This window comes from Deinococcus misasensis DSM 22328, assembly GCF_000745915.1.
In the GTDB taxonomy this organism is placed as follows: domain Bacteria; phylum Deinococcota; class Deinococci; order Deinococcales; family Deinococcaceae; genus Deinococcus_C; species Deinococcus_C misasensis.
In genome coordinates this window covers 1-21,045 of sequence record NZ_JQKG01000030.1, presented here as the reverse complement: position 1 = coordinate 21,045, position 21,045 = coordinate 1, and the positions used below count along the sequence as shown (strand labels likewise).

General features: G+C 54.4%; 20 protein-coding genes, 1 tRNA gene and 1 rRNA gene. 9 read left to right on the top strand and 13 right to left on the bottom strand.

The features are described from left to right. Window positions 1-70: 70 nt before the first annotated feature. A complete protein-coding gene (gene dnaN / locus Q371_RS16430; RefSeq protein ID WP_034342206.1) occupies window positions 71-1,153 on the bottom strand; it encodes a DNA polymerase III subunit beta in 1,083 nt (360 codons plus the stop codon). A 286-nt stretch (window positions 1,154-1,439) separates the two neighbouring features. After that, window positions 1,440-2,816, bottom strand: a complete 1,377-nt coding sequence (gene dnaA, locus Q371_RS16425) for a chromosomal replication initiator protein DnaA (RefSeq protein WP_034342204.1) — start codon at window positions 2,814-2,816, stop codon at window positions 1,440-1,442. Between the two features lie 136 nt (window positions 2,817-2,952). On the opposite strand from dnaA, the gene mnmG reads away from it, so the two are divergent. The 4 genes from mnmG to Q371_RS16405 all read left to right on the top strand — a co-directional run bounded on the left by mnmG (window position 2,953) and on the right by Q371_RS16405 (window position 7,184). Further along, entirely contained in the window at window positions 2,953-4,749 is a 1,797-nt protein-coding gene (gene mnmG / locus Q371_RS16420) for a tRNA uridine-5-carboxymethylaminomethyl(34) synthesis enzyme MnmG (protein WP_034342202.1), read from the top strand. Window positions 4,750-5,029: 280 nt separating this feature from the next. Further along, complete coding sequence (locus Q371_RS16415) at window positions 5,030-5,569, top strand: 16S rRNA (guanine(527)-N(7))-methyltransferase RsmG (RefSeq protein ID WP_245618364.1); 540 nt, start codon at window positions 5,030-5,032, stop codon at window positions 5,567-5,569. A gap of 33 nt (window positions 5,570-5,602) precedes the next feature. Continuing rightward, window positions 5,603-6,352, top strand: coding sequence for a ParA family protein (locus Q371_RS16410; RefSeq protein ID WP_034342198.1), 750 nt, complete (start codon window positions 5,603-5,605; stop codon window positions 6,350-6,352). Further along, the gene (locus tag Q371_RS16405; RefSeq protein WP_034342196.1) at window positions 6,336-7,184 is read left to right on the top strand and encodes a ParB/RepB/Spo0J family partition protein; all 849 of its coding nucleotides are present in this window, start codon (window positions 6,336-6,338) and stop codon (window positions 7,182-7,184) included. The genes Q371_RS16410 and Q371_RS16405 overlap by 17 nt, the downstream gene beginning before the upstream one ends. 73 nt (window positions 7,185-7,257) lie before the next feature. Here the strand turns inward: Q371_RS16405 and Q371_RS16400 are convergent, their stop codons facing one another. Continuing rightward, window positions 7,258-8,103 (bottom strand): sugar phosphate isomerase/epimerase family protein, encoded by an 846-nt coding sequence (locus Q371_RS16400; RefSeq protein WP_034342194.1) that lies wholly within the window; start codon window positions 8,101-8,103, stop codon window positions 7,258-7,260. Window positions 8,104-8,164: 61 nt separating this feature from the next. After that, entirely contained in the window at window positions 8,165-9,805 is a 1,641-nt protein-coding gene (locus tag Q371_RS16395) for a ribonuclease J (protein WP_034342192.1), read from the bottom strand. Window positions 9,806-10,163: 358 nt separating this feature from the next. On the opposite strand from Q371_RS16395, the gene Q371_RS16390 reads away from it, so the two are divergent. Further along, a complete protein-coding gene (locus tag Q371_RS16390; RefSeq protein ID WP_034342190.1) occupies window positions 10,164-11,036 on the top strand; it encodes a DUF4384 domain-containing protein in 873 nt (290 codons plus the stop codon). On the opposite strand, the gene Q371_RS16385 is transcribed toward Q371_RS16390, so the two are convergent. From Q371_RS16385 to Q371_RS16355, 8 genes are all read right to left on the bottom strand, one after another. Next, complete coding sequence (locus Q371_RS16385; RefSeq protein WP_051964628.1) at window positions 11,012-12,379, bottom strand: FAD-dependent oxidoreductase; 1,368 nt, start codon at window positions 12,377-12,379, stop codon at window positions 11,012-11,014. The genes Q371_RS16390 and Q371_RS16385 overlap by 25 nt on opposite strands. A 130-nt stretch (window positions 12,380-12,509) precedes the next feature. Then, a complete protein-coding gene (locus Q371_RS28100) occupies window positions 12,510-12,644 on the bottom strand; it encodes a hypothetical protein (RefSeq protein ID WP_281174324.1) in 135 nt (44 codons plus the stop codon). Window positions 12,645-12,832: 188 nt separating this feature from the next. Beyond that, window positions 12,833-12,909: transfer RNA gene (locus Q371_RS16380), tRNA-Ile, on the bottom strand. A gap of 111 nt (window positions 12,910-13,020) precedes the next feature. Next, entirely contained in the window at window positions 13,021-14,181 is a 1,161-nt protein-coding gene (locus Q371_RS16375) for a deoxyguanosinetriphosphate triphosphohydrolase (protein WP_034342189.1), read from the bottom strand. Between the two features lie 72 nt (window positions 14,182-14,253). Then, complete coding sequence (pfkA, locus tag Q371_RS16370; RefSeq protein WP_051964627.1) at window positions 14,254-15,216, bottom strand: 6-phosphofructokinase; 963 nt, start codon at window positions 15,214-15,216, stop codon at window positions 14,254-14,256. A 41-nt stretch (window positions 15,217-15,257) separates the two neighbouring features. Then, window positions 15,258-16,079 (bottom strand): 16S rRNA (cytidine(1402)-2'-O)-methyltransferase, encoded by an 822-nt coding sequence (gene rsmI, locus Q371_RS16365; protein WP_034342184.1) that lies wholly within the window; start codon window positions 16,077-16,079, stop codon window positions 15,258-15,260. A gap of 50 nt (window positions 16,080-16,129) precedes the next feature. Next, a complete protein-coding gene (locus tag Q371_RS16360; RefSeq protein ID WP_034342181.1) occupies window positions 16,130-16,339 on the bottom strand; it encodes a hypothetical protein in 210 nt (69 codons plus the stop codon). Beyond that, complete coding sequence (locus Q371_RS16355) at window positions 16,336-16,749, bottom strand: tetratricopeptide repeat protein (protein ID WP_051964625.1); 414 nt, start codon at window positions 16,747-16,749, stop codon at window positions 16,336-16,338. The genes Q371_RS16360 and Q371_RS16355 overlap by 4 nt, the downstream gene beginning before the upstream one ends. 123 nt (window positions 16,750-16,872) lie before the next feature. On the opposite strand from Q371_RS16355, the gene Q371_RS16350 reads away from it, so the two are divergent. The 3 genes from Q371_RS16350 to Q371_RS16340 all read left to right on the top strand — a co-directional run bounded on the left by Q371_RS16350 (window position 16,873) and on the right by Q371_RS16340 (window position 20,017). Then, window positions 16,873-17,304 carry a 23S rRNA (pseudouridine(1915)-N(3))-methyltransferase RlmH gene (locus Q371_RS16350; protein ID WP_034342179.1) on the top strand — a complete coding sequence of 144 codons (432 nt, stop codon included), beginning with the start codon at window positions 16,873-16,875 and terminating at the stop codon, window positions 17,302-17,304. A gap of 117 nt (window positions 17,305-17,421) precedes the next feature. Further along, entirely contained in the window at window positions 17,422-19,092 is a 1,671-nt protein-coding gene (locus Q371_RS16345; protein WP_034342177.1) for a long-chain fatty acid--CoA ligase, read from the top strand. A gap of 106 nt (window positions 19,093-19,198) precedes the next feature. Next, window positions 19,199-20,017: a hypothetical protein gene (locus Q371_RS16340; protein ID WP_034342175.1), complete on the top strand. Its 819-nt coding sequence runs from the start codon at window positions 19,199-19,201 to the stop codon at window positions 20,015-20,017. Here Q371_RS16340 and Q371_RS16335 read toward each other — a convergent pair. After that, window positions 20,000-20,332 carry a hypothetical protein gene (locus Q371_RS16335; RefSeq protein WP_034342173.1) on the bottom strand — a complete coding sequence of 111 codons (333 nt, stop codon included), beginning with the start codon at window positions 20,330-20,332 and terminating at the stop codon, window positions 20,000-20,002. The two genes, Q371_RS16340 and Q371_RS16335, sit on opposite strands and share 18 nt — an antisense overlap. 618 nt (window positions 20,333-20,950) lie before the next feature. On the opposite strand from Q371_RS16335, the gene Q371_RS16330 reads away from it, so the two are divergent. Continuing rightward, window positions 20,951-21,045, top strand: a 16S ribosomal RNA gene (locus Q371_RS16330); the annotation flags it as partial.

The window sequence follows — 21,045 nt, the reverse complement described above, 5'->3', positions numbered from 1 at the left end:
GGATAACCTGTGGATAAGTCCGGGACCGGGGTCCTTTTCTGGACCGGGTTCAGACTTTTTCAGGCTGTCCTCAGATTCTCAGGGGCACCACCACCGCCAGATAGCCTGACTCATCGGTGGTTTTGAACAGGGCAGGGGTGGTCACTCCAGAGAGCTGCAACACCACATCCCCCTCCATGGGTCCCAGGGCATCCGAAACGAACTTGGCATTGAACCCCAGAGAAATGGCAGGCTCACTGCCCTCCTGCAATACCTCCAAAACCTCCTGAGCCCGTCCGTAATCCCCCTCAGCAATGAGTTGAAGCTTGGACTCCGAGACCAGGAATTCAACCCGGTTATTGGCGTTTTTATCCGCAAGCACAGCCACCCGTGAAACCGCCTCTTTGAGTTTGGAGGCTGGAAGCTGAACGGTCACCTTGATGTTGCTGGGAATCACGCGCTCATAGTCCGGGAATTCACCATCGAGCAACTTGATGTTCATTTTGGTGCGCTCAGAAGCCACCGACAGCAGGTGATCTCCAAAAGTCAGCTTGACCAGCCCTTCCTTGAGGATGCGGTTGAGTTCATCGGCACTCTTGGCAGGCACAATCAGGTTTTTGTCCACCCCCGAACCTGCAAAATCACGCAAGGCCAGACGGAAACCATCAGAAGCCACCAAACGGACCTGTTTGGCCCTGAGCTCAAACTTGATGCCCCTGAAAACCTGTTGAAAGGCTTCTGTGGCCGTGGCATAACGCACGCTGCTCAGGGAGCGGTTGAGTTCTCTGGCATCCATTTCCACATCTGCATGGGAAGGAAACTGGATCTCTGGAAACGCAGAAAGGTCTCCAGTCTGGAGTTTGAAATTGCTTCCTCCAGAGGTGAGGGTGATTTCGTTCTGGTTGAGATTGATTTCCACCAGTTCACCGGGCAGGTTGCGAACAATCTGGGCAAACAGGTGCGCTGGAACAATCACAGCCTGTCCATTTTCGACCTGAGCTGGCACAAAGCTTTCCATGTCCAGCTCCAGATTGGTTCCACTCAAGAAAATTCCTCTGTCAGAGGGCTGAATTTTCACGTAAGAGAGCACGGGGTTGTTGCTTCTGGCAGGAATGACCCTCTCCAGGGTGCTGAGGGCATCACTGAGGAACTTTTTGGTGACCTGAATCTGCATGCGTTTCTCCTCTTTTAAGGATTATATCTATATATATTTTATTCAGTAGTAGTAGTAATAGGGCCTGTGGATACTGTGGAAAACCCTATTTTTTACTGTACAGAACGACAAAGTGCCTGTGGATAAAACTGTGGATAACTCGGCTTTTCCTGTGGATAACCTGTGGATAAGTAAGGCAGTTATCCACAGGGCAAGTTATCCACAGGTTATCCACAGGGTTATCCACAGGTTATCCACAGACTTATCCACAGACTTATCCACAGAAAGTGATTTTTTGCACATGCTGTCATGTGGGGCTCTGTTTCAGCCTCTGGGACAGCTGCTGGGCCACTTTGGAGAGTTCTGTGTCCTTCTGGATCTGCTCGGTCATTTTCTGGATGGCATAGAGCACTGTGGAGTGGTCACGGCTGAAAAACTGACCGATCTCAGGCAAAGAGTGGGTGGTCAGTTCACGGATCATGTACATGGCCATCTGGCGCGGAATCACGATCTCTCTGGCCCGACCTGTCCCTTTCAGGGCTTCTGGGGTGACCCCATAGAAACTGGCCACCGAACGCAGAATGTCACTCATGTCCAGTTGAACGGTGTTGGGGGTGAAGATCTCTGACAGGGCTTTTGCAGCCACTGAACGGTTGACCTCCACATTGTTGAGGCTTGCAAAAGCCACCACCCGCATCAAGGCCCCTTCAAGTTCACGGATGTTGCTGGTGACGTGCTTGGCAATCAATTCCAGCACGTCCTGAGGGACGGTGATTCTGCGGATTTCTGCGTTCATTTTCAGAATGGCAACCCGGGTTTCAAATTCCGGGCTCTGGATGTCGGTGATCAGGCCCCATTCAAATCTGGAACGCAAACGGGCTTCTAAAGTCTCAATGTCCTTGGGTGGACGGTCTGAAGACAGGATGATCTGTTTGTGGTTTTCGTGCAGGGCGTTGAAAGTATGGAAGAATTCTTCCTGCGTGCGTTCCTTGCCCGCCAGAAACTGGATGTCATCCACAAGCAGCAGGTCAATGGACCGGTAGCGGTTACGAAAAGCAGTCATCTTGTCATCGCGGATGGCATTGATCAGGTCGTTGGTGAACGACTCTGTGGAAACATATTCGATCCGCATGTGGGGATGGCGTTCAGACACAAAATGCCCCACTGCATGCATCAAGTGGGTTTTCCCGAGGCCCACATCCCCATAAATGAACAGGGGGTTGTAAGCCCGACCCGGCGATTCTGCCACAGCAACCGCAGCGGCATGGGCCAGATTGTTGTTGGGTCCCACCACAAAATTGTCGAAGATGTACTTGGCGTTCAAGTTGACCCGGTTGGGTTCAATCGGATGCGGTGGGGGAGGGGGGAGCCTGAGCTCAGGGGTCCTGGGGGTGGGGTTCGAGGGTGCACTGGTGTTGGGCAGCAGCATGGCATCTTGCACTGCAGGCAACACCTGAAAACTCACTTTCGGATTTTGGGCGCCCATTTCCCTCATGGCCATCTCGATGAGTTTGACGTAATGGGATTTGAACCACTCCTGTGAAAAGGCATTTTTGACCCCGAGGATCAATTCGCCCTGTTCCACCCCGAGCGGTTTGACGTCCCTGAACCACGTGTGGTACTCCACATCGGAGATGTTTTGCCGCACGTAGTCGAGAATGTTAGTCCAGATGTCCAAAGAGATTACAGCCTCCCTTGTCGTTTTCGTTGTTCAAGCAGGGTCGGTTTTGTCCAGAAACAAAATTGGCGGGCCATGTCGAGACTTATCGTGGCACGCCTCATAGTACCCCTACTAAAAACTAGGGTAAAGTGTATGGGTTATGTCGAGAGTTTTCAACGTGATCGTGATTGGAGGTGGACATGCAGGCATCGAAGCTGCATGGGCCGCCGCCAAATACGGCACTGTCGCAATGATGATATCCAACCCGGCCACCATCGGACGCATGCCCTGCAACCCTGCGGTGGGTGGACCGGGCAAAAGCCAGATGGTCTTTGAACTGACCGCCATGGGTGGCCTGATGGGCCACATCGCGGATGATACCGCCATCCATACCCGCATGCTGAATGCATCCAAAGGGCCTGCTGTGCAGAGTTTGCGCGTTCAGAATGAGCGTGACCAGTATGCTGCCAGAGCGCAGGAATACGTGCTCGGCAATTCGGGCATCGACATCATCCGGGGAGAGGCTGCGGATGTGTATCAGGAGGGGAGCCTCTGGGTGGTGCAGACCATCGATGGGCGCACCCATCCCGCCCGTGCAGTGGTGATCGCAGCGGGAACCTTCATGCGGGGTCTGACCTGGTATGGCCGTCAAGCCCGTCCAGAAGGCCGTCAAGGCGAACCCCCAGCCCGTTTTCTGTCTCAGGCTCTGGAGCGCGGAGGCCACAAACTCAAGCGCTACAAAACCGGAACCCCCCCCAGAGTGCGTGCAGATTCGGTGAATTTTGCGGCATTGCTGGAACTTCCCGCCGATGAACGCACCTACAGCTTCACCGGAAATCCTGCACCCACCGCCACCAAAAGCCCCACATGGCAAACCCACACCACCCCTGAAACCCACCGCCTGATTCAGGAAAACCTGCACCTGTCTCCCATGTATGCCGGAGACATCGAGGGCCTCGGTCCCCGTTACTGTCCCAGCATCGAAGACAAAATTGTGCGTTTCTCGCATCATGACCGTCACTTGCTTTTTGTTGAACCAGACGGCGTAGACACCAGTGAGGTGTACCTGCAGGGCTTCTCCAGCAGTTTGCCTCCGGCTTTGCAAGACCAGATGGTGCGGACCCTGCCCGGTTTTGAACAGGCAGTGATCCAGCGTTACGCTTATGCTGTCGAATACGACGTGGTGGACTCTCTGGAACTCACCCTCAATCTGGAATCCAAATTCATGCCGGGACTGTTTACGGCTGGTCAGATCAACGGAACCAGTGGTTACGAAGAAGCTGCTGCACAAGGGCTGGTGGCAGGAACGGCTGCTGCCAGACGTGCACTGGGCCTTGAAGACCGTTTCTTCACCCGGGAGAGCAGTTACATCGGCGTGATGCTGGACGATCTGGTCTACAAAGGCACCGATGAACCTTACCGCATGATGACTTCCCGTGTGGAGCATCGCCTTCTGGTGCGTCAGGACAATGCCGATCAGCGCATGACCCCCTTTGCCCATGAACTGGGTCTGGTGGATGATGCCTTCCTCAAAGCTGTACAGGACAAATACCAGAGAATTGAAGCAGGCATTCAGCAACTGCGCACCCAGCGCCATCAGGGCATCACCGGAGAGCAACTCCTCCGCAGACCCGACATGACCTTGCAGGATCTGGAAGCGCTGGGCATCAAACTGGAAGGCATGGCCAACTGGCTGGAAGCCGACAGCGTGCAAATCCATGTCAAATACGCAGGTTACATTGAGCGCAGCCGCCAGCAACTGGAATCTGAACGCAAATACGGCGAAAGAAGCCTCTCTGGGATTGATTTCCGTCAAATTTCTGCCCTGTCCAACGAGGCCAGAGAAAAACTCTCCAAGGCCCAGCCCCAAACGGTGGCTCAGGCTTCTCGGGTGCCCGGAGTACGCACTTCGGACATCAGTGCTTTGTTGGTGTATTTGAAGACGCAGCAGGGATAAAAGTACGACAGGGAGGGCTACCCCAGACTGGGGTGGCCCTTTTTGGCATGTCAGAGCCGAGGGCTCAGGGCCAAGGGCAAAAAAATGCTTTGGCTAAAGCTTTGAAATTTACACATCCCCTTGACGATCTTTGCCGTGCACAGCATCATGCTCTCGGCTCTCGGCTCTCGGCTCTCGGCTCTCGGCTCTCGGCTCTGTCTTGGCCCACTACGCGCTCACTGGACGGCCAGTTTCGCGCTGGGCCGTTCGGCTCTCGGCCTCCCTTGCTACAATGTTTCACGTGAAACAGAAGTACAAAGCGCTGGTCAAGCAGTACTCCCGATCTCTGGACCTGTTTGGTCCGGCAGTGGAGATCCATTTCGACATGCACATGGACAGTGCTGAAGCTTATGCCCAGTTCGTCCCAGAGGGAGAAAACTTGCTGGATGTGGGCTCTGGAGGCGGGTTGCCGGGGATTCCGATCGCTCTGGCCCGTCCAGATTTGAAAGTGATTCTGTGTGAAATCCGCCAGCGCAGGGCCTCTTTCCTGAACATCGCACGTTCTCAGCTCGGGCTTTCCAATGTGCGGGTTTTTGCTGGAGATGTGCGCAAATTCAAAGAACCGGTGTCGTGGGTGACGGCACAGGCTGTGGGAGATCTGGATGTGCTGATCAAACTGATCCAGCACACGGTGACCGACGAGTGGCATTTGCTTTCCAGACGCACCAAAGACTGGAAAGCCCCTGAAACTGCTGGTGCCTACCAGATTCAGGAAGAACGCCATCATCTGGATGAAGACGCCGATCTGGTGGTCCTCCATCTGTCTCGAAAACAAGCCTGAGCAGCAGGGGCATCAAGGGTATACTGGAGCCACATGAAAGTGCTCGCATTGGTCAATCAAAAAGGTGGCGTGGGGAAGACCACCACAGCGGTGAATCTGGCGGCCTATCTGGCCAACACCCGCCGTCGGGTTCTGGTGGTGGACATTGACCCGCAAGCCAACGCATCCAGCGGTTTGGGTGTCCGGGGGGCCGAAGCAGGCGTGTATGACGCCCTTCGTGAACCCGAGCGCCTCACCGATTTCATCCAGCAAACCGAAATCAAAAACCTGCATGTGCTTCCAGCCACACCAGATCTGGCAGGTGCAGGGGTAGAACTCACCGATGAACCAGAGGCCCTGAAAAGCCTGCTCTCTGGCCTACAGAAATACGATCTGGTGCTGATTGATGCCCCTCCAAGCCTGGGTCCCTTGACCATCAATGCTCTGGTGGCCGCAGATGCCCTGATTGTGCCTTTGCAAGCAGAATATTACGCTCTGGAGGGCATTGCAGGCTTGATGGACACCATTGAAAGGGTCAGGGAAGGGCTGAACCCTGCCTTGCAGGTGCTTGGCATCGTGATCACCATGTTTGATGGTCGCACCAACCTGTCTGTGCAGATTGAAGAAAACGTGCGCAACCATTTTGGAGATCTGGTGTTCTGGAGCGTGATTCCGCGCAATGTGAGGCTTTCAGAGGCACCCAGCCATGCCAAACCGATCAACCTGTACTCTCCCATGTCCAGTGGTGCTGGAGCCTACAAACGCCTGTCTGATGAGGTGATGCAACGTGTCAAAAAGATCTAACCTCGGGCGGGGACTGGATGCTTTGCTGGGAAAATCCAGCCTGAATCCAGCAAGCACCAGTGCTGGAGAGAAACTCCTCATCCTTTCCATTGACCAGATCCAGCAGGCAGCTTACCAGCCCAGACAGGTTTTTGACCCAGAGGCCCTCTCTGAGCTTGCCGCCAGCATCAAAGAGAAGGGGGTTTTGCAGCCCCTCTTGGTCCGCAAGCAGGGTGAAAAATACGAAATCATTGCTGGGGAAAGGCGTTGGCGTGCAGCCAGATTGGCTGGTCTGACCGAAGTCCCAGTGATATTGAAAGATTTCAATGATCTGGAAGCCCTTGAAATTGCCATCATTGAGAACCTTCAACGGGAAGATCTGAATCCAGTTGAGGAAGCAGTGGCCTACCAGAAACTGCTGGAACAAGGGCTCAATCAGGAAGGGGTGGCTAAAGCCCTTGGAAAAGGCCGCAGCACGGTGGCCAATGCTTTGAGGCTCCTTGCTCTGCCTGCAAAAGCTCTGGAGGCTCTGGAGGGTGGGCAAATTTCAGCAGGCCATGCCAGAGCCATTCTGGCCCTTCCAGAAGACGACCGGTTGTGGGCTCTGGAGCAGATCCTTACCAGAGGACTCAATGTCCGTGATGCTGAAGCCCTCAAAAGGGAACGTCCTGAAAAAGGCAAAACCCCAAAAGCCCCTGAAGAACGCACCTTCAAAACCATTGAACTGGAACTTGCCCGTCATATTGGCACCAAAGTTCGCATTGCTGGCAAGGACAAAGGCAAAATCGAACTGAGTTACCACTCTCAGGAAGAACTGGAACGCTTGTTGGAACTGCTGGGTTACCAGAACTGAGTTGGAGTGAAACCAGCAAGCCAAAACAGGACCACACAGGTCCTGTTTTTTGTGTTTGATGTGAGATGGGATTTTATTGAGATTTTTCGATGGAAGTTGACCAGAGGTTAAACTGTTCTTTCTGGCGCTTCATCATCCAGTCGCAGATCTGGTCCAGATTTCCAACAGGCTCGCCAGACACAGGCAAAGTGTGCTGGTAGGTGGGCGGTCCAAACTCTGGCGTGAGGGTGGTGAATGCCTGACCTCGTTTTTGCTGGGCTTCCCACGTCCACCTCCACCATTTTTCGTGGGTGGAGAGGTGCAGGGCAAACTCTGGAGCAGCAGGATCGGTGACCTGTGGGCCTTCTTCGTAGCCCACTCTGGAATGGATGTGCAGGGCATGCTCGGCAGCCAGACGGATGTTTTCCTCCTGATCGTCCAGCAGACGTTCACAGACATTGACCCAGTGGCTCAGATCACAGGTCAGGCGCAGCTCTGGAAACTTTTTCAGGATGCGTGCTGTGGTCCAGGGGGTGAAGGTGGGCTGTCCACGGTGGGTCTCGAAAGCCAGAGGGACATTCAGGGTGGCTGCAAATTCCAGAGCTGCACTGTAGAACTGGTCCTGCTCACTTTCCGTCCAACTGTCACATCCCCCTTGCACATTGAACAGCACAGGCTGAAAAGGCAAGGCCAGAGCCACCTGATCTTTCAAGGCTTGCAGGTGGGCTTCAGGGGTGCGCTCTGTGGCTGGAAAAGCCGTCAAAACTCCAGCGATGATCTCCAGCCCTTGCTCTTGGGCCAGATGGTGCAATTGCTGAAAATCGGCGGTGAAGACAATGGCGGCTTCAATGCCGGTGTAGCCCCGGGCTTTGAATTCAGGGAGGGCTTGTTCGAGGGGAAGGTCCACGCCCCACAGGCTGCGGAAACATTTGAGTTGCATAACAAAAAACTACCCTCTTTTGGTCAAAGAGGGTAGAGGAGGGCAGAGGAATGCGTGGGGTTCAGTCCACAAGCATGGGGATCAGCACAGGGGTGCGTCCGGTGACTTTGCGGACAAATTTGCGCACAGCCGAATACATGTCATCACGGATGTCTTCCAGAGCGCGTTTTTCACGCATGCCCACTTCGATGACGTCAAGGGCCACACCACGGATGCTGTTCTCCAGTTCGCGGTTGGTGCGGACAAAACCACGGGACACCAGTTCGACGTGGGGCTCTGGGTGCAGCACGGCGGTGATGATCAGGATGCCGTCTTCGGACATGGTGCGACGGTCCAGCAGGATCTCGTCGTTGATGTCGCCCACCCCGAGGCCATCCACATACACATCTCCGGCAGGAACTTTGCCACCGATTTTGAATTCGTCTTTGTTGACCCTGATGATGTCGCCGTTCTGGGCCACGATGATGCGCTTGGGGGGGTTGGGCAGGGCCTGCGCCAGACGGGCATGGTTGATCTGGTGGCGGGGTTCACCGTGCCAGGGCAGGAAGTATTTGGGATTGACCAGATTGAAGATCATCTTGAGTTCTTCCTGGCTGCCGTGTCCAGAGGCGTGCACCTTGTAGGTGGGTGGGTAGTACACCTCAACGCCCAGAGAGTACAGGCGGTTGATCACGGCATTCACAGCTTCTTCGTTGCCGGGAATGGGGCTGGAAGACAGGATCACGGTGTCTCCGGCTTTCAAGCTGAGTTTGGCATGGGTGCCCAATGCAAGTCTGGAAAGCACGCTCATGGGCTGGCCCTGTGAACCGGTGCACATGAACAGCACCTGCTCGTCTTGCAGGTCGCCCATTTCGTCGGTGCTGATCAGGGGGTCTTTGAGGCTCAGGTACCCGAGGTTCTGGGCCACCTGTGCGTATTTGACCATGCTGCGGCCTTCCATCACCACACGGCGACGGTGCTTTTCAGCAATGTTCACGATGTTCTGCACGCGGTGCACATGTGAAGCGAAGGTGGTCACAAACACACGACCTTTGGCAGCAGCCACAATTTTCTCGATGGCGCTGGCCACTTCCTGCTCGCTGGTGGTCTGGCCGGGTCTTTCTGCGTTGGTGCTGTCCGAAATCAGAACCAGCGCACCTTCTGCACCCGCCTGTGCCAGTTTGGACAGATGGGAGGGTTTTCCGTCGGTGGGGTGCTGTTCCAGCTTGAAGTCTCCGGTGTGCACGATGCGTCCCACCGGGGTGTGGATGATCATGCCCGAGTTGTCGGGGATGGAGTGGGTCATGCGGAACAGGTCCACGGTGAAGTATTTGCTGAGCTTGATGCGGTCATCGGTGGTGACCTCTTTGAGCATCAGGTCGGCCTCTTTTACCCCAAACTCACTGAGTTTTTCTTTGAGGAGGCCCAGCGTCAGTTTGGCCCCATAGATGGGCACTCTGGGCAGGCGGGGCAGGATGTAGGGAATGGCCCCAATGTGGTCTTCGTGACCGTGGGTGAGCACCCAGCCTTTGATCAGGCTGGCATTTTGTTGCAAGTAGTCGATGCGGGGGATGACCAGATCGATGCCGGGCATGTGGGAATCTGGGAAAGCCAGACCGCCATCCACCAGCATGATCTCATCTGCGTAACGGAAGGCGAACATGTTCTTGCCAATTTCGCCCATTCCGCCCAGCGGAATGATCTCAAGGTGTTTTTCGCTCATTGTGCTCCTTTGGTTTCTTGTGGTTCTCAATGCTTAAAATTTCAATGGCGTGCTTTGACGCAATATCAAAAAATTATATCAGGCTTTGAAACAAAGCTCAAATTTGTTTCACGTGAAACACTGAGACCCAGCAGAAAACCCTCTCTCAACGACAGATCTGATGTTTCATCCTGCCTCACAACATGGACCAGCAAGAAAAGCAGAATGTTCAAATCGGTCTGTGATTTTGCGTTTCCAAAGGCTAAAATACACTTGATTTTGATTTCTTCAGGTCAATTAAAGACCAACTTCAGCCTTGCTTAAGGTTTGAAAAGTTTTTTTTCACCGAGGCAAGCGGTCCAGTCGGTAATCTGAATGCATGAAACGTTACACAGTTGCTCTCGCTGCTTCCCTGCTTGGTTTCGCTCTGTCTGCACCCCAAATCAGCCCTCAACGCATCATTGTGAATCCTGTGCCCACCGAACTCAGTGTGGATGTGTGGCTGGACAAGAGTGGCAACAGCCCCGCTTATACCCCCGGTGAAAAAGTCACCATTTACACCCGAGTGAATCAGGATGCTTATGTGTACCTGTTCAATGTGGATCCAGATGGCCGTGTGGATCTGATTCTCCCCAACAAGTACGCCAGTGGGGGCAACTTCCTGAAAGCCAACACCACCAAAATGTTCCCGGACCGCAACGATCCTTTCGAGTATGAAATCAGTGCCCCTTATGGTGTGAACAAGGTGCTGGCTCTGGCCTCCAAAACCCAGCTCAACCTGAACGACATTGCCCGCTTCCAGTCCGGCCAGAGTGAAGGTTTTGCCCAGATCACTGTGGAAGGTCAGAACCAACTGGCCCAGAAGCTGTCCATCATCGTGAAACCCATCCCTCAGGACAAGTGGATCACCGACACCGCTTATTACAACGTGGTCAGTGGTGTGGTGGCCCCCCCGGTTCAGCAGTTCCGTGATGTGACCGCCAGCAGTTACCCCGGTGCCCGTGTCAGCGTGCAAAGCCAGAAAGAAGACCGTCTGGTGCTGGAGTTCACCACCAGTGACAGCACCCAGCAGGTCTGGGGTTTCTACCAGAGGGATCTGGAAAGTCAGGGCTACCGTCTGGTGAGCCTCAACCAGAAAAACCGGGATTACGAAGCCCGTTTCACCCGCAAAGCAGGACGGGATGACGACACCCTCACCGTCAAACTGAAATTCAAAAACAAAGGCCGTTACAGCCTCGAACTGCGCTGGTAAACCTCTTTTGACCCTGAAGGCACAACCTGACCTTTGAGCAACACCCTCCACAACACCTCTGGATGAAACAGGGCCTGTGGAGGGTCCATCATGTTGAGGACCCGGAAAAAAGCCATACTGACTTTTTCATCCCTTGTGGCCGCCTGATGCAAACGGACCAGATACCTTTGCACCCACCTCTGGGTGATGGTCAGAGGATGGTCCGGGAAATACCGGCTGTCTTCCAGCTCGACCATGCTCCAGGCGGTGTTCACCACCGGCTGAATGCGTTTGAAAAACCACCGCCAGAGGTCTTTCAAATCCCCCTGACTTTCCTGAAGGCAGTCTTGCAAGTGGTGGGCTTCCAGAGCCGCAACTGTGATGCCCTGTCCGTAGGTGGGATTGAAGCTGCACAAGGCGTCTCCCATCACCAGAAAACCTTTGGGGAACCGGATCAGGCGTTCAAAGTGCCGACGGAGGCTGGCGGGAATCAGATGCCGGACGGCCTCACTGGTGGGTTCGGTCTGGACAAGGATCTGGTACAGGTCTGGAACAGGGAGGCTTTTGGCAAACTGCAGGATGCCTGCATGGGTGGCCTCAGGATGATCGCCACACCATCCGGCCAGAGTGACCGTCCATTGCTGATCTTCAATGGGCAGGGCCAATCCAGCCCGTTTTTCCTGAGGGGCAGCAGGTGTAATCAGAAGGGCCTGCCCTTTCAAAGGATCGGGTTCAGGCATGCGGTACTTGCAGGTTACATAACCGACTTTGGCTGGAATCTCTGAAACGACTGGAGGGGCATAACCCAGTTGTTCCAGCCACTTTGAGGCCTGTGAACCCCTGCCAGAGCCATCCACCACCAGATCGGCGTCCAGTGTGAAGGTGCTGTTCTCTTTTTGAACCTCAACCCCTGTGACTTGCAGGGTTCCTCTGGCATCTGGTTTGGATTGCAGGCCCAGCACTTTGTGGCCTTCCAGAAACCGCACGTTGGGAAGCTTTGCGACCTCCTCACGAAGGGTGGTTTCCAGCAATGCACGGCTGCAAGAGAGGGCAGAAATTCCGACTATGGCATTCTTTTTCCATCCGCCCCACTGGTACCAGCGGGCATAGGTGCCAATGTCGGTTTTGTGGGCACCTGAAGCCCTCAATTGTGCTTCAAGTTCTGGAAAAAAAGCATTCAATTGGTGTGCACCCTGTGCCATCAGCACATGGGAATGCAGGTGTTGGGGAACCCCTTTGCGTGTGCCTTGCCCAAGGGCATCTTTTTCAAGGATGCAGACTTCCTCAAAGTGATCGCTGAGCACCCTGGCTGCACACAATCCACTGAAACTGGCTCCAATCACCAGAGCACGTTTCAGCTTCACAAACACACCTGTGCATTTTTGAATGATTTGACAATCATTCTTTCAATGTATCGCGCTCGAAATACAAATCCTGTGCTGGGCGGCACAAGGGGATTTCCCTTATTTAAGTCACATGTTGCTGGAAAAGCTTTCAGGAGTGGGGGGTGTGCTGTTGTGCATCAAACCGTTCAAAGAGGTGTTCAAAAATTTGAAACACCGCAACCACCATCAGACACAGCAGAGCTGCACACAACAGGGCAAACAGCAGGGCATTGATGACCATCATGGCCTCCTTGGATGAGAACAGGATAGCCCTTCTGGCTTAGGTTCTGCTGAAGTCTTCTGAGAGAAATCTGAAAACTGTGAGTTGCATCATGGGTGAAAGTGGCATTGGTAAAAAGCACAGAAAACAAAAGAAAAAGGCCCGAGCGTTGAGGCTCGGGTTTCTCTTTTCCCTCTGGGAGGAGGGTGTGTTGGTGCGGAAGCCCAGACTTGAACTGGGGACCTCACGCTTATCAGGCGTGCGCTCTAACCAGCTGAGCTACTCCCGCACAAGGCGAAAAGAATGATAGCAGTTTGGTCCAGCCCTGTCAATCTTTTCAGGGGGAGTGCTGCAGACCAGATGTCCGTACAACTTGAAACCCTGGGTGAGCAATCTGGACTCAATGGGCTCTGGGACTGTAAAGACGGCTGTACTCATCCATGGCAAAGCGGTCGGTCATGCCTGCAATGTAGTCGCAAATGGTGCGTTCCAACCCGAGGAGGGGAATGCAATTTTGCACATGCAAAGGAAGCAAGCGGGGTTCTTTCAGGTATGCCGAAAACAACCCATCAATGAAAAGTTCTGCCCGGAAGGTCTGCTGGATTTTGCCGGGATGGTAATAGAGGTGCTGGTACAAAAACGCCTTGAGTTCTTTCATCATCTGGCCCATTTCAGGACCGAAGCCCACCACCACGGTTTTCAGTTTCCGGATGTCCTGTGCACTCTGGATCTGTTGGGTGTTCAGACGGCGCTCGGTTTCTTGCAGGATGTCGTTGATGATCCATCCCAGCAGTTCCCGAATCAACTTGCGGCGACCCAGTTCGCTCAAAGGGTGAACATGCAGGTTCAAGCGGTTCACCAGTGCATCCCACACCTTCAGGCCTTGCAGCATGTCAGGGGTCAGGATGCCGGATTTGATGCCATCGTCCAGGTCATGGGCGTTGTAAGCCACACCATCGGCAATCGCAGCAATCTGGGCTTCCAGAGCCGGTCTGCACTCGGGTTCAAAAGGGGCAGCAAAGGCAGGGAAAGTTTCTGCATCAGCATCGTGTTTGACCATGCCTTCGAGGGTTTCTCGAGTCAAGTTCAGACCAGAGAAGCCTTCATAGCGTTTTTCCAGTTCGGTCACGATGCGAAAAGCCTGTTCGTTGTGGTTGAAACCGCCTGCGTTTCTGGACTTCATCCAACGGTCCAACTGGTGTTCCCCAGCATGCCCAAACGGTGGATGCCCGAGATCGTGTGACAGGGCAATGGTTTCGGTCAGGGTTTCATTGACCCCCAGAGCCACCGCCATGGAGCGTGCCACCTGAGACACCTCCAAGGTGTGGGTGAGCCGGGTGCGATAATAATCCCCCTCGTGGTTCACAAACACCTGGGTTTTGTATTCCAGACGCCGGAACGCGGTGGTGTGCAGGATGCGGTCCCGGTCCTTTTGAAAAGGGAGCCGGTAATTGCTCTCGGGCTCGGGATGCAGACGGCCTTTGGAGTGCAGATTCAATGTGGCATAAGGTGCCAGGGTCTCGGCTTCTTTGTGCATCAGTTCTTCGCGTGAAAGCAACATGCTTTCATTGTCAGACAAAAATGCATGAAAAAACCTCCTGAAAAGCTCAGGAGGTTGGAGTTTGAGTACAGCTCAGACCGACAGGGTCTTCACGCAACTGCGCAGGTGGGCGTTCACGTCTTTGCGTTTCTCCCAGGTGTCTGCGAGGGGGGTGTAAGAGATGTCGTGGTTGGTGACCCCGACCATCACATCGTTTTTGCCTTCCAGCAAAGCGCACACAGCCGCTTCGCCCAGACGGGAGGCCAGAATGCGGTCTTCGGCTTTGGGGCTTCCTCCGCGTTGCACGTGGCCCAGAATGGTCAGGCGGGATTCGAAGCCAGCGGCTTCAATGGCATCCTGCACGCCCTGACCTCCGCCGGGGTATCCTTCAGCGACAATCACGAAGCTGGACTTTTTGCCTTTGGCTTCGCTGTCCTTGAGGGTCTGGATCACTTCATCGATGGGGGTGGGGTGCTCAGGAATCAGCACCTCTTCAGCACCGGAAGCGATACCAACATCCAGGGCAATGAAACCGGCATGGCGTCCCATCACTTCCACCACGAAAATGCGTTCGTGGCTGGCTCCGGTGTCGCGCAGTTTGTCGATGCAGTCCAGAGCGGTGTCCACAGCGGTGAAATACCCGATGGTGTAGTCGGTGCCATACAGGTCATTGTCGATGGTGCCGGGCAATCCGACCACATGGAAACCATGCTCTTCGTGCAGGAAGTGGGCGCCGTGGAAACTGCCGTCTCCTCCGATGCACACCACGCCTTCCACATCCCATTTTTTGAGTTGTTCGGCGGCTTTGGCGCGGCCTTCCGGGTTGCGGAAGTCTTTGGAACGGGCGGTCAGCAACACGGTGCCTCCGCGCTGGATGGTGTTGGCCACATCTCTGGGCCCGAGCAGGCGCATGTCCCCTTCGATCATGCCCTGAAAGCCACGCATGATGCCCACCACTTCAATTCCTTTTCCAGTGGCCGCACGCACCACAGCACGCACAGCCGCATTCATACCGGGCGCATCGCCCCCACTGGTAAACACAGCGATTCGTTTCATGTTTCTTTCCCTCTCCTTGAAGGTCAAGCCCTCGGGGCAAGTCAGCCTGACGCTTCACGCAACTCTAAGGCTATCACGTAAGCGTCATTTTTACGCAAACCTGCCTTGATGAGTTCATCGCGAACTTCACGGGTCCCGAGGCCATCCTGATACAATTTGCGGGCCAATTCACGGAAATCCATGCTTTCATTCACGGCTTTGACAGGAGCAGGGGAGAGCACCACCACGATTTCACCTTTGACCCCTTTTTCAAAGTGCAAAAAAGCCTCTTGCAGGGTGCCACGGTAGGTCTCTTCAAACTTCTTGCTCAGTTCACGCGTGATGGACACCTGACGCTCTGGTCCGCACAGCTTGATCAGTTCTTCAAGGGTGTCGGTCAACCGGTGTGGGCTTTCGTAAAAAGCACTGGTGTGGGTGCGCTCAATCAAAGCTTGCAAACGGCTTTTCCGTTCAGAGCCAGACCTTGGCAAAAACCCTTCAAAAGTGAATGGCTGGGTGGGAAGCCCTGAGAGCACCAGAGCCGGAATCAGTGCGGTGGGTCCGGGCAGCACTTCAATCTGCCCACCCAGAGCCAGCACAATCTGCACCAGTTCTGCACCCGGATCGCTGATGCCGGGGGTGCCTGCATCGCTGACGAAAGCCAGCCTCGGGTGTTTCTCAAGGACCCCCTCTGCCCGGTCTTTGATGGTGTGCTGGTCGAGGCGCACCAGAGGTTTGTCGATGCCGTAGTGTTTCAGCAGGATGCCGGTGTGGCGGGTGTCTTCTGCAGCAACGGCATCACAGTTTTTCAGGACCTCGAGGGCCCTGAGGGTGATGTCGGATAAATTGCCAACGGGTGTGGGAACAAGGGTGACATGAATCACCCCTACAGTCTAAAGGGTGGGTTCACCTGCAGGATGAAGCCAGAGGACCTTCACTCCAGGGTCAGCTTTTCAGCGTAAATGGGTTGGGTCTTGATGCGAACTTTGGCACGTTTGTTGCGACGAATGCGGAGTGCGTTGCTGATGGTGGCGCGCAGCAGTTCCGCCTCGCCCACAGTGACAGTGACCACAGTGCCGTCTGGAAGTTTGACCCCTTCCAGCACGACCACGCCGTCCACCACCACGCCTTTGTAAGCCTTCACAATACTTCCTCCTGCGATCTCAGGGCTTGCAAACGTGTGATCACGTGCTGCACATCCTTGCCCTCCGTTTTTTGCAGTTCCAGAAAACGCTCGTACACTGCGATGGCTTCGCGCCGTTTGCCGACCCTCAGCAGCAATTCTCCGAGGTGTTCTCCTCCCACATAGTATGCACTGTCTGAGTTTGGACTTTGTGAGGTTTGTGCTTTTGCCTGCTCAATTTTGCTGACCGTGGTCCGGTAACGGGAAACCCGCATCCGCACCCACTGGGTCAGGAAAAGCAAGAAGGCCAGCAGCACCACCGAAATCACAATGGTGGACCTTGCCACACCCACGCTGTTCGCAATCCTCACCAGCACTGGAAAGGAAAACGCGAACACCATCACGAAAGCAAGGACCGCTGCATAGTTCATAACTTCTGTGGTCAGTGTACTCCAAAAGCCTGAATTTCCAAAGGGGATTGAAAGATTTTCATCATCCAGAACGGCATCAACAAGGTTTAAAGTCCGCATGATTCTGCATGATAGGGTGAAAGCATGCGATTTCACTTCATCACCGTTGGAGAGCCCAAACTCGAATATGCCAAACAGGGCTGGGACGAGTACCACCAGAGGCTCAGCCGTTACCACAAAGTCAAAACCACCCGCCTGAAAGACAAAGCCGATCCCACACAGGAGGTGCTCAAGGCCGCAGGAAACGCGTACCTGATGCCCCTTGATCCCAGAGGCAAACACCTGACCAGCGAAGAACTGTCTGCACACATCGATCAGGTGGGCCTCTCGGGTCATGGCGAAATTGCTTTTGTGATTGGAGGCCCGGATGGCCACTCCGATGAACTGCGCAAACAGGCCCATTTCCTCTGGAGCATGAGCAAACTGACTTTTCCCCACGATCTGGCCATGGTGGTGATGCTCGAAGCCCTGTACCGGGCCAGCACCATTTCCAAAGGGGAGCCTTACCACCGGTGAAAACTCTGGGTGGCACCTCTCAAAGAAGGCCCCACCTTTTGGACACAAACTGATAAACTGAAACCAAGTTCAAAATTTCATCTTTGACTGCCCTCAGGCAGGACGCGGAGGTTTTCCATGCTCAGCACCATGATGCATTTTCCCCTGACCATTCCCCACATTCTGGAAAGGGTTCAGCGGTATTTCCCGGACCGTGAAGTGGTGTCCCTGATTCCTGCTGGTGTCAACGAGGCAGGACAACCCATTCCCGGCAAGCACCGTTACACCTATGGTCAGATGGCAGCCAGAGCCAAACAATTGGCCAACGCCCTGACCGCAGCAGGGGTGCAAAAAGGGGACCGGGTGGCCACTTTTGCAGTCAACCACTTCCGTCACCTTGAGGCGTATTTTGGGATTCCCATCACAGGGGCAGTGCTGCACACCGTCAACGTGCGCCTCCACCCCGAGCAAATCGCCTACATCATCAACCATGCACAGGACAAAATCCTGCTGATTGACAATGTGTTTGCACGGATGCTGCCTGCTTTGCTTCCCCACTGCCCGAGCATTGAAAAAGTGGTGATCATGGGTCCCACCCCTCAGGCCATTCCGGGCATGCTGGATTACGACCAGTGGATTTCTGCCCAACCCACCACCTTTGATTACCCAGCTCTGGATGAAAACGATGCAGCGGGGATGTGTTACACCTCGGGAACCACTGGGCATCCCAAAGGGGTGGTCTATTCCCACCGTTCCACCTTGCTGCACAGTCTGGCCTCTGCCCTTCCAGACGCCCTGAACCTGAAAATGGCCGACACCATTTTGCCTGTGGTCCCCATGTTCCACGTGAATGCATGGGGCTTGCCTTACACCGCAGCCATGGTGGGGGCCAAGCAGGTGTTTGCCTCGGTGTTCAGTGATGGGGCTTCTCTGGCCAAATTGCTCGCCGAGGAAAAATGCACGCGCACAGCGGGGGTTCCCACCATCTGGATGGGCCTCTTGCAAGAAATCCAGAGGGCCAACGCCGCTGGAACCCCTTATGACCTGAGCCTTTTGGAGATGCTGGTGGTCGGAGGCAGTGCTGCCCCTGAAGGCCTCATTCGTGCGTTTGATCAGGTGGGTCTGCACCTTTTCCATGCCTGGGGCATGACCGAAACCCACCCTCTGGGCACCTGCGCCACTTTGCCTCCCGAGATGGAACTGGAAAGCGAGGAGGGATACCACCACCGTGCAAAACAGGGGATTCCGGTGCCCCTGGTGGAAATCCGTTCCGTGGATGGCGACCTCAACGATGTTCCCCACGATGGCAAGTCCATGGGGGCTTTGCTGGTCCGTGGACCGTGGGTGACAGGTGGATACCACAACAATCCAGAAGGGTCCAGAGCCACACAGGTCAAACTGTCCGATGGCACCACCTGGTTTGACACCGGAGACATCGTCACCATCGATGAAAAAGGCTACATGAGCATTCAGGACCGGGCCAAAGACCTGATCAAGAGTGGTGGCGAGTGGATTTCCAGTGTGGATCTGGAAAATGCCCTGATGGGTCACCCTGCCATTGCTGAAGCTGCCGTGATCGCTGCCCCTCACCCCAAGTGGGAAGAGCGTCCTCTGGGCGTGCTGGTGCTGAAGGCAGGCCAGGAGCAACCCAGCAAAGAAGACCTCAATGCCTTCCTTGAAGGCAAGTTTGCCAAATGGTGGCTCCCCGATGCTTATGTATACGTGGAACAAATCCCCAGAACCACGGTGGGCAAATTCCTGAAACGTGCCCTGCGTGACCAGTTCAAGGACTTTAAACTGGAAGGATAATGTCTTTTCTTTCAGATGTTTTTGCAGCAGGAGGCCTTCGGGCTTTCTGCTGTTTCTGTGTTTTCAAAACCAGAGTTTCCCTGTTTCACGTGAAACGGATGGAGCCATGAGGGTCCTGTGGTTGTGTCTGGATGGCATCGGTCATCCAGAGGATGCACCAGAAGGGAGTTGCTGGGATCAGGAACTGGATGTCCTGCTGCCTCTGGTGATGCAAGGCCAGAAGGTGGATGCCACTCTGGGTGTAGAAGGTTTGCCCCAGAGCGGAACCGGACAGACCAGCATCATCACAGGCATCAATGCCGCACTTCACATGGGCAGGCACTATGGACCTGTGCCGGGCCCCAGTCTCAAACCCCTGATCAAAGAGCACAGCATTCCTGTGCAACTGGTGCAATCAGGAGGCACCTTTCAACTCCTGAATTTTTACCCCCCGGCATACCTGACCCCTGACAGAAAACACGGGGCCATCGTCCAGAGTGTGCTGGATGCTGGAGGACACCTCAACCCACCCGGTTTCCCCAGCATTCGGCCTTCTCTGGGGATACAGTATCAAGAGCCTTATGGGGCTTACCTTCCGCTGAAGGAAATCAGGGAATGGGGGAGAAAGGCAACACAGGCCACCAGAGCTGTGGACCTCATCTTGCTGGACTTGTGGTTCAGCGACTTTCTAGGGCATGCACAAAATGCACAGGCAGCCCGCACCTATTTGCAGCACCTCAATGCTTTCTTGCAAGGGGCAACAGAGGAGGAGGTCAAAATCATCATGACCTCTGACCACGGCAACATGGAAAACACCAGCATCAAAACCCACACCTTTGCCCGTGTCCCCTTTGTCACCGAGGGATTTGCTGCCCACATGGTGAAAGACATTGCAGAGGCCGGCTCAGAAATCAAAAAACTGCTCGGATTAACGAGCAGCCATTGAAAGAGAACGGTTCTTTTTGCGTTTTTTGATGGGCTGGATGTTGCCGTAGTGCTGGTAATAGCCATCCCTCTGGTTGAGGGCATCGTCTTCCAGATCTTCCTGCAAAGCGGCAGGGGGAGAGAGTTCCATGGTCTTGAGCCTCTGGACAATCCCAGAAGGGGTGGTCTTGCGGTGCTGACTGTCATACAGGGGTGGGTCCTTGGAATCCAGCAATTGAACCAGCAGATAATATTTCCGCTCTTCAGGGTCCCATCCGCTGATCACAGCCACATCTCCGTACTCAGGATGTTCGGTGGTGTAGATGCGTGTACTCATACGTTGCTCCTGGAGGGCCAAACCTCGCTTTTTGAATTATAGCATATCTCGTGAGGAAATTATGTTTATAGCGAACCCTCCTCTGATTTCTGGACGGCAGAACACACAGTATATATGCACAAATTCTCTCCGGCTCAAAGCGCAAGAAAGCCTGTTTGGGATGGTTCGCTTCTGAAACAAGTGGCTGAGAGCAAAACAAGGTGGGTAAGCCATCATGTTGAGGGGTTTTTGGGAGGAGATCTGTCAGGATTGCTATTTTTGTACCGAGTCCAGAGTTTTTGTTTTTCCTGTCCCGCCCCAAATTTCCATTGTCCAGCACGCACTTCCTCGGGTGCGCTTGTGTTGTGCCCGAGGGGTGTTGACAGTTTAGGTGATCCGTAGTATTCTTTTCTTCGCCCGAGAGGAAGCGGAGACGCGGAGGGGGAGGGCGGAGTTGTTTGACAGAAGAAGAAGCTTAGTGAGACGGAAGGAGAGCCGACAGGCTCTTGAGAACGGTCTACGGACTCTAGATTCTCGAACAAGAAACCTGTACAGGTTTCTTTGAATACAGCCAAGCGAGTAATGATTGCTTGGACCAAACCAACTTACTACGCAACCTTCGGGATGCGTTTAAGACCATTTATGGAGAGTTTGATCCTGGCTCAGGGTGAACGCTGGCGGCGTGCTTAAGACATGCAAGTCGAACGGGGGATTTCGGTCCTTACGTGGCGCAC

Excerpts from the sequence above, each read along its gene's own strand:
- Q371_RS16395 (WP_034342192.1), bottom strand. The coding sequence starts at position 9,805 with ATGAGCGAAAAACACCTTGAGATCATTCCGCTGGGCGGAATGGGCGAA.
- dnaN (WP_034342206.1), bottom strand. The coding sequence starts at position 1,153 with ATGCAGATTCAGGTCACCAAAAAGTTCCTCAGTGATGCCCTCAGCACC.
- Q371_RS16410 (WP_034342198.1), top strand. The coding sequence starts at position 5,603 with ATGAAAGTGCTCGCATTGGTCAATCAAAAAGGTGGCGTGGGGAAGACC.
- Q371_RS16375 (WP_034342189.1), bottom strand. The coding sequence starts at position 14,181 with ATGTTGCTTTCACGCGAAGAACTGATGCACAAAGAAGCCGAGACCCTG.
- mnmG (WP_034342202.1), top strand. The coding sequence starts at position 2,953 with ATGTCGAGAGTTTTCAACGTGATCGTGATTGGAGGTGGACATGCAGGC.
- Q371_RS16390 (WP_034342190.1), top strand. The coding sequence starts at position 10,164 with ATGAAACGTTACACAGTTGCTCTCGCTGCTTCCCTGCTTGGTTTCGCT.
- pfkA (WP_051964627.1), bottom strand. The coding sequence starts at position 15,216 with ATGAAACGAATCGCTGTGTTTACCAGTGGGGGCGATGCGCCCGGTATG.
- Q371_RS16400 (WP_034342194.1), bottom strand. The coding sequence starts at position 8,103 with ATGCAACTCAAATGTTTCCGCAGCCTGTGGGGCGTGGACCTTCCCCTC.
- Q371_RS16335 (WP_034342173.1), bottom strand. The coding sequence starts at position 20,332 with ATGAGTACACGCATCTACACCACCGAACATCCTGAGTACGGAGATGTG.
- Q371_RS28100 (WP_281174324.1), bottom strand. The coding sequence starts at position 12,644 with ATGATGGTCATCAATGCCCTGCTGTTTGCCCTGTTGTGTGCAGCTCTG.
- Q371_RS16350 (WP_034342179.1), top strand. The coding sequence starts at position 16,873 with ATGCGATTTCACTTCATCACCGTTGGAGAGCCCAAACTCGAATATGCC.
- Q371_RS16345 (WP_034342177.1), top strand. The coding sequence starts at position 17,422 with ATGCTCAGCACCATGATGCATTTTCCCCTGACCATTCCCCACATTCTG.
- Q371_RS16355 (WP_051964625.1), bottom strand. The coding sequence starts at position 16,749 with ATGAACTATGCAGCGGTCCTTGCTTTCGTGATGGTGTTCGCGTTTTCC.
- Q371_RS16340 (WP_034342175.1), top strand. The coding sequence starts at position 19,199 with ATGAGGGTCCTGTGGTTGTGTCTGGATGGCATCGGTCATCCAGAGGAT.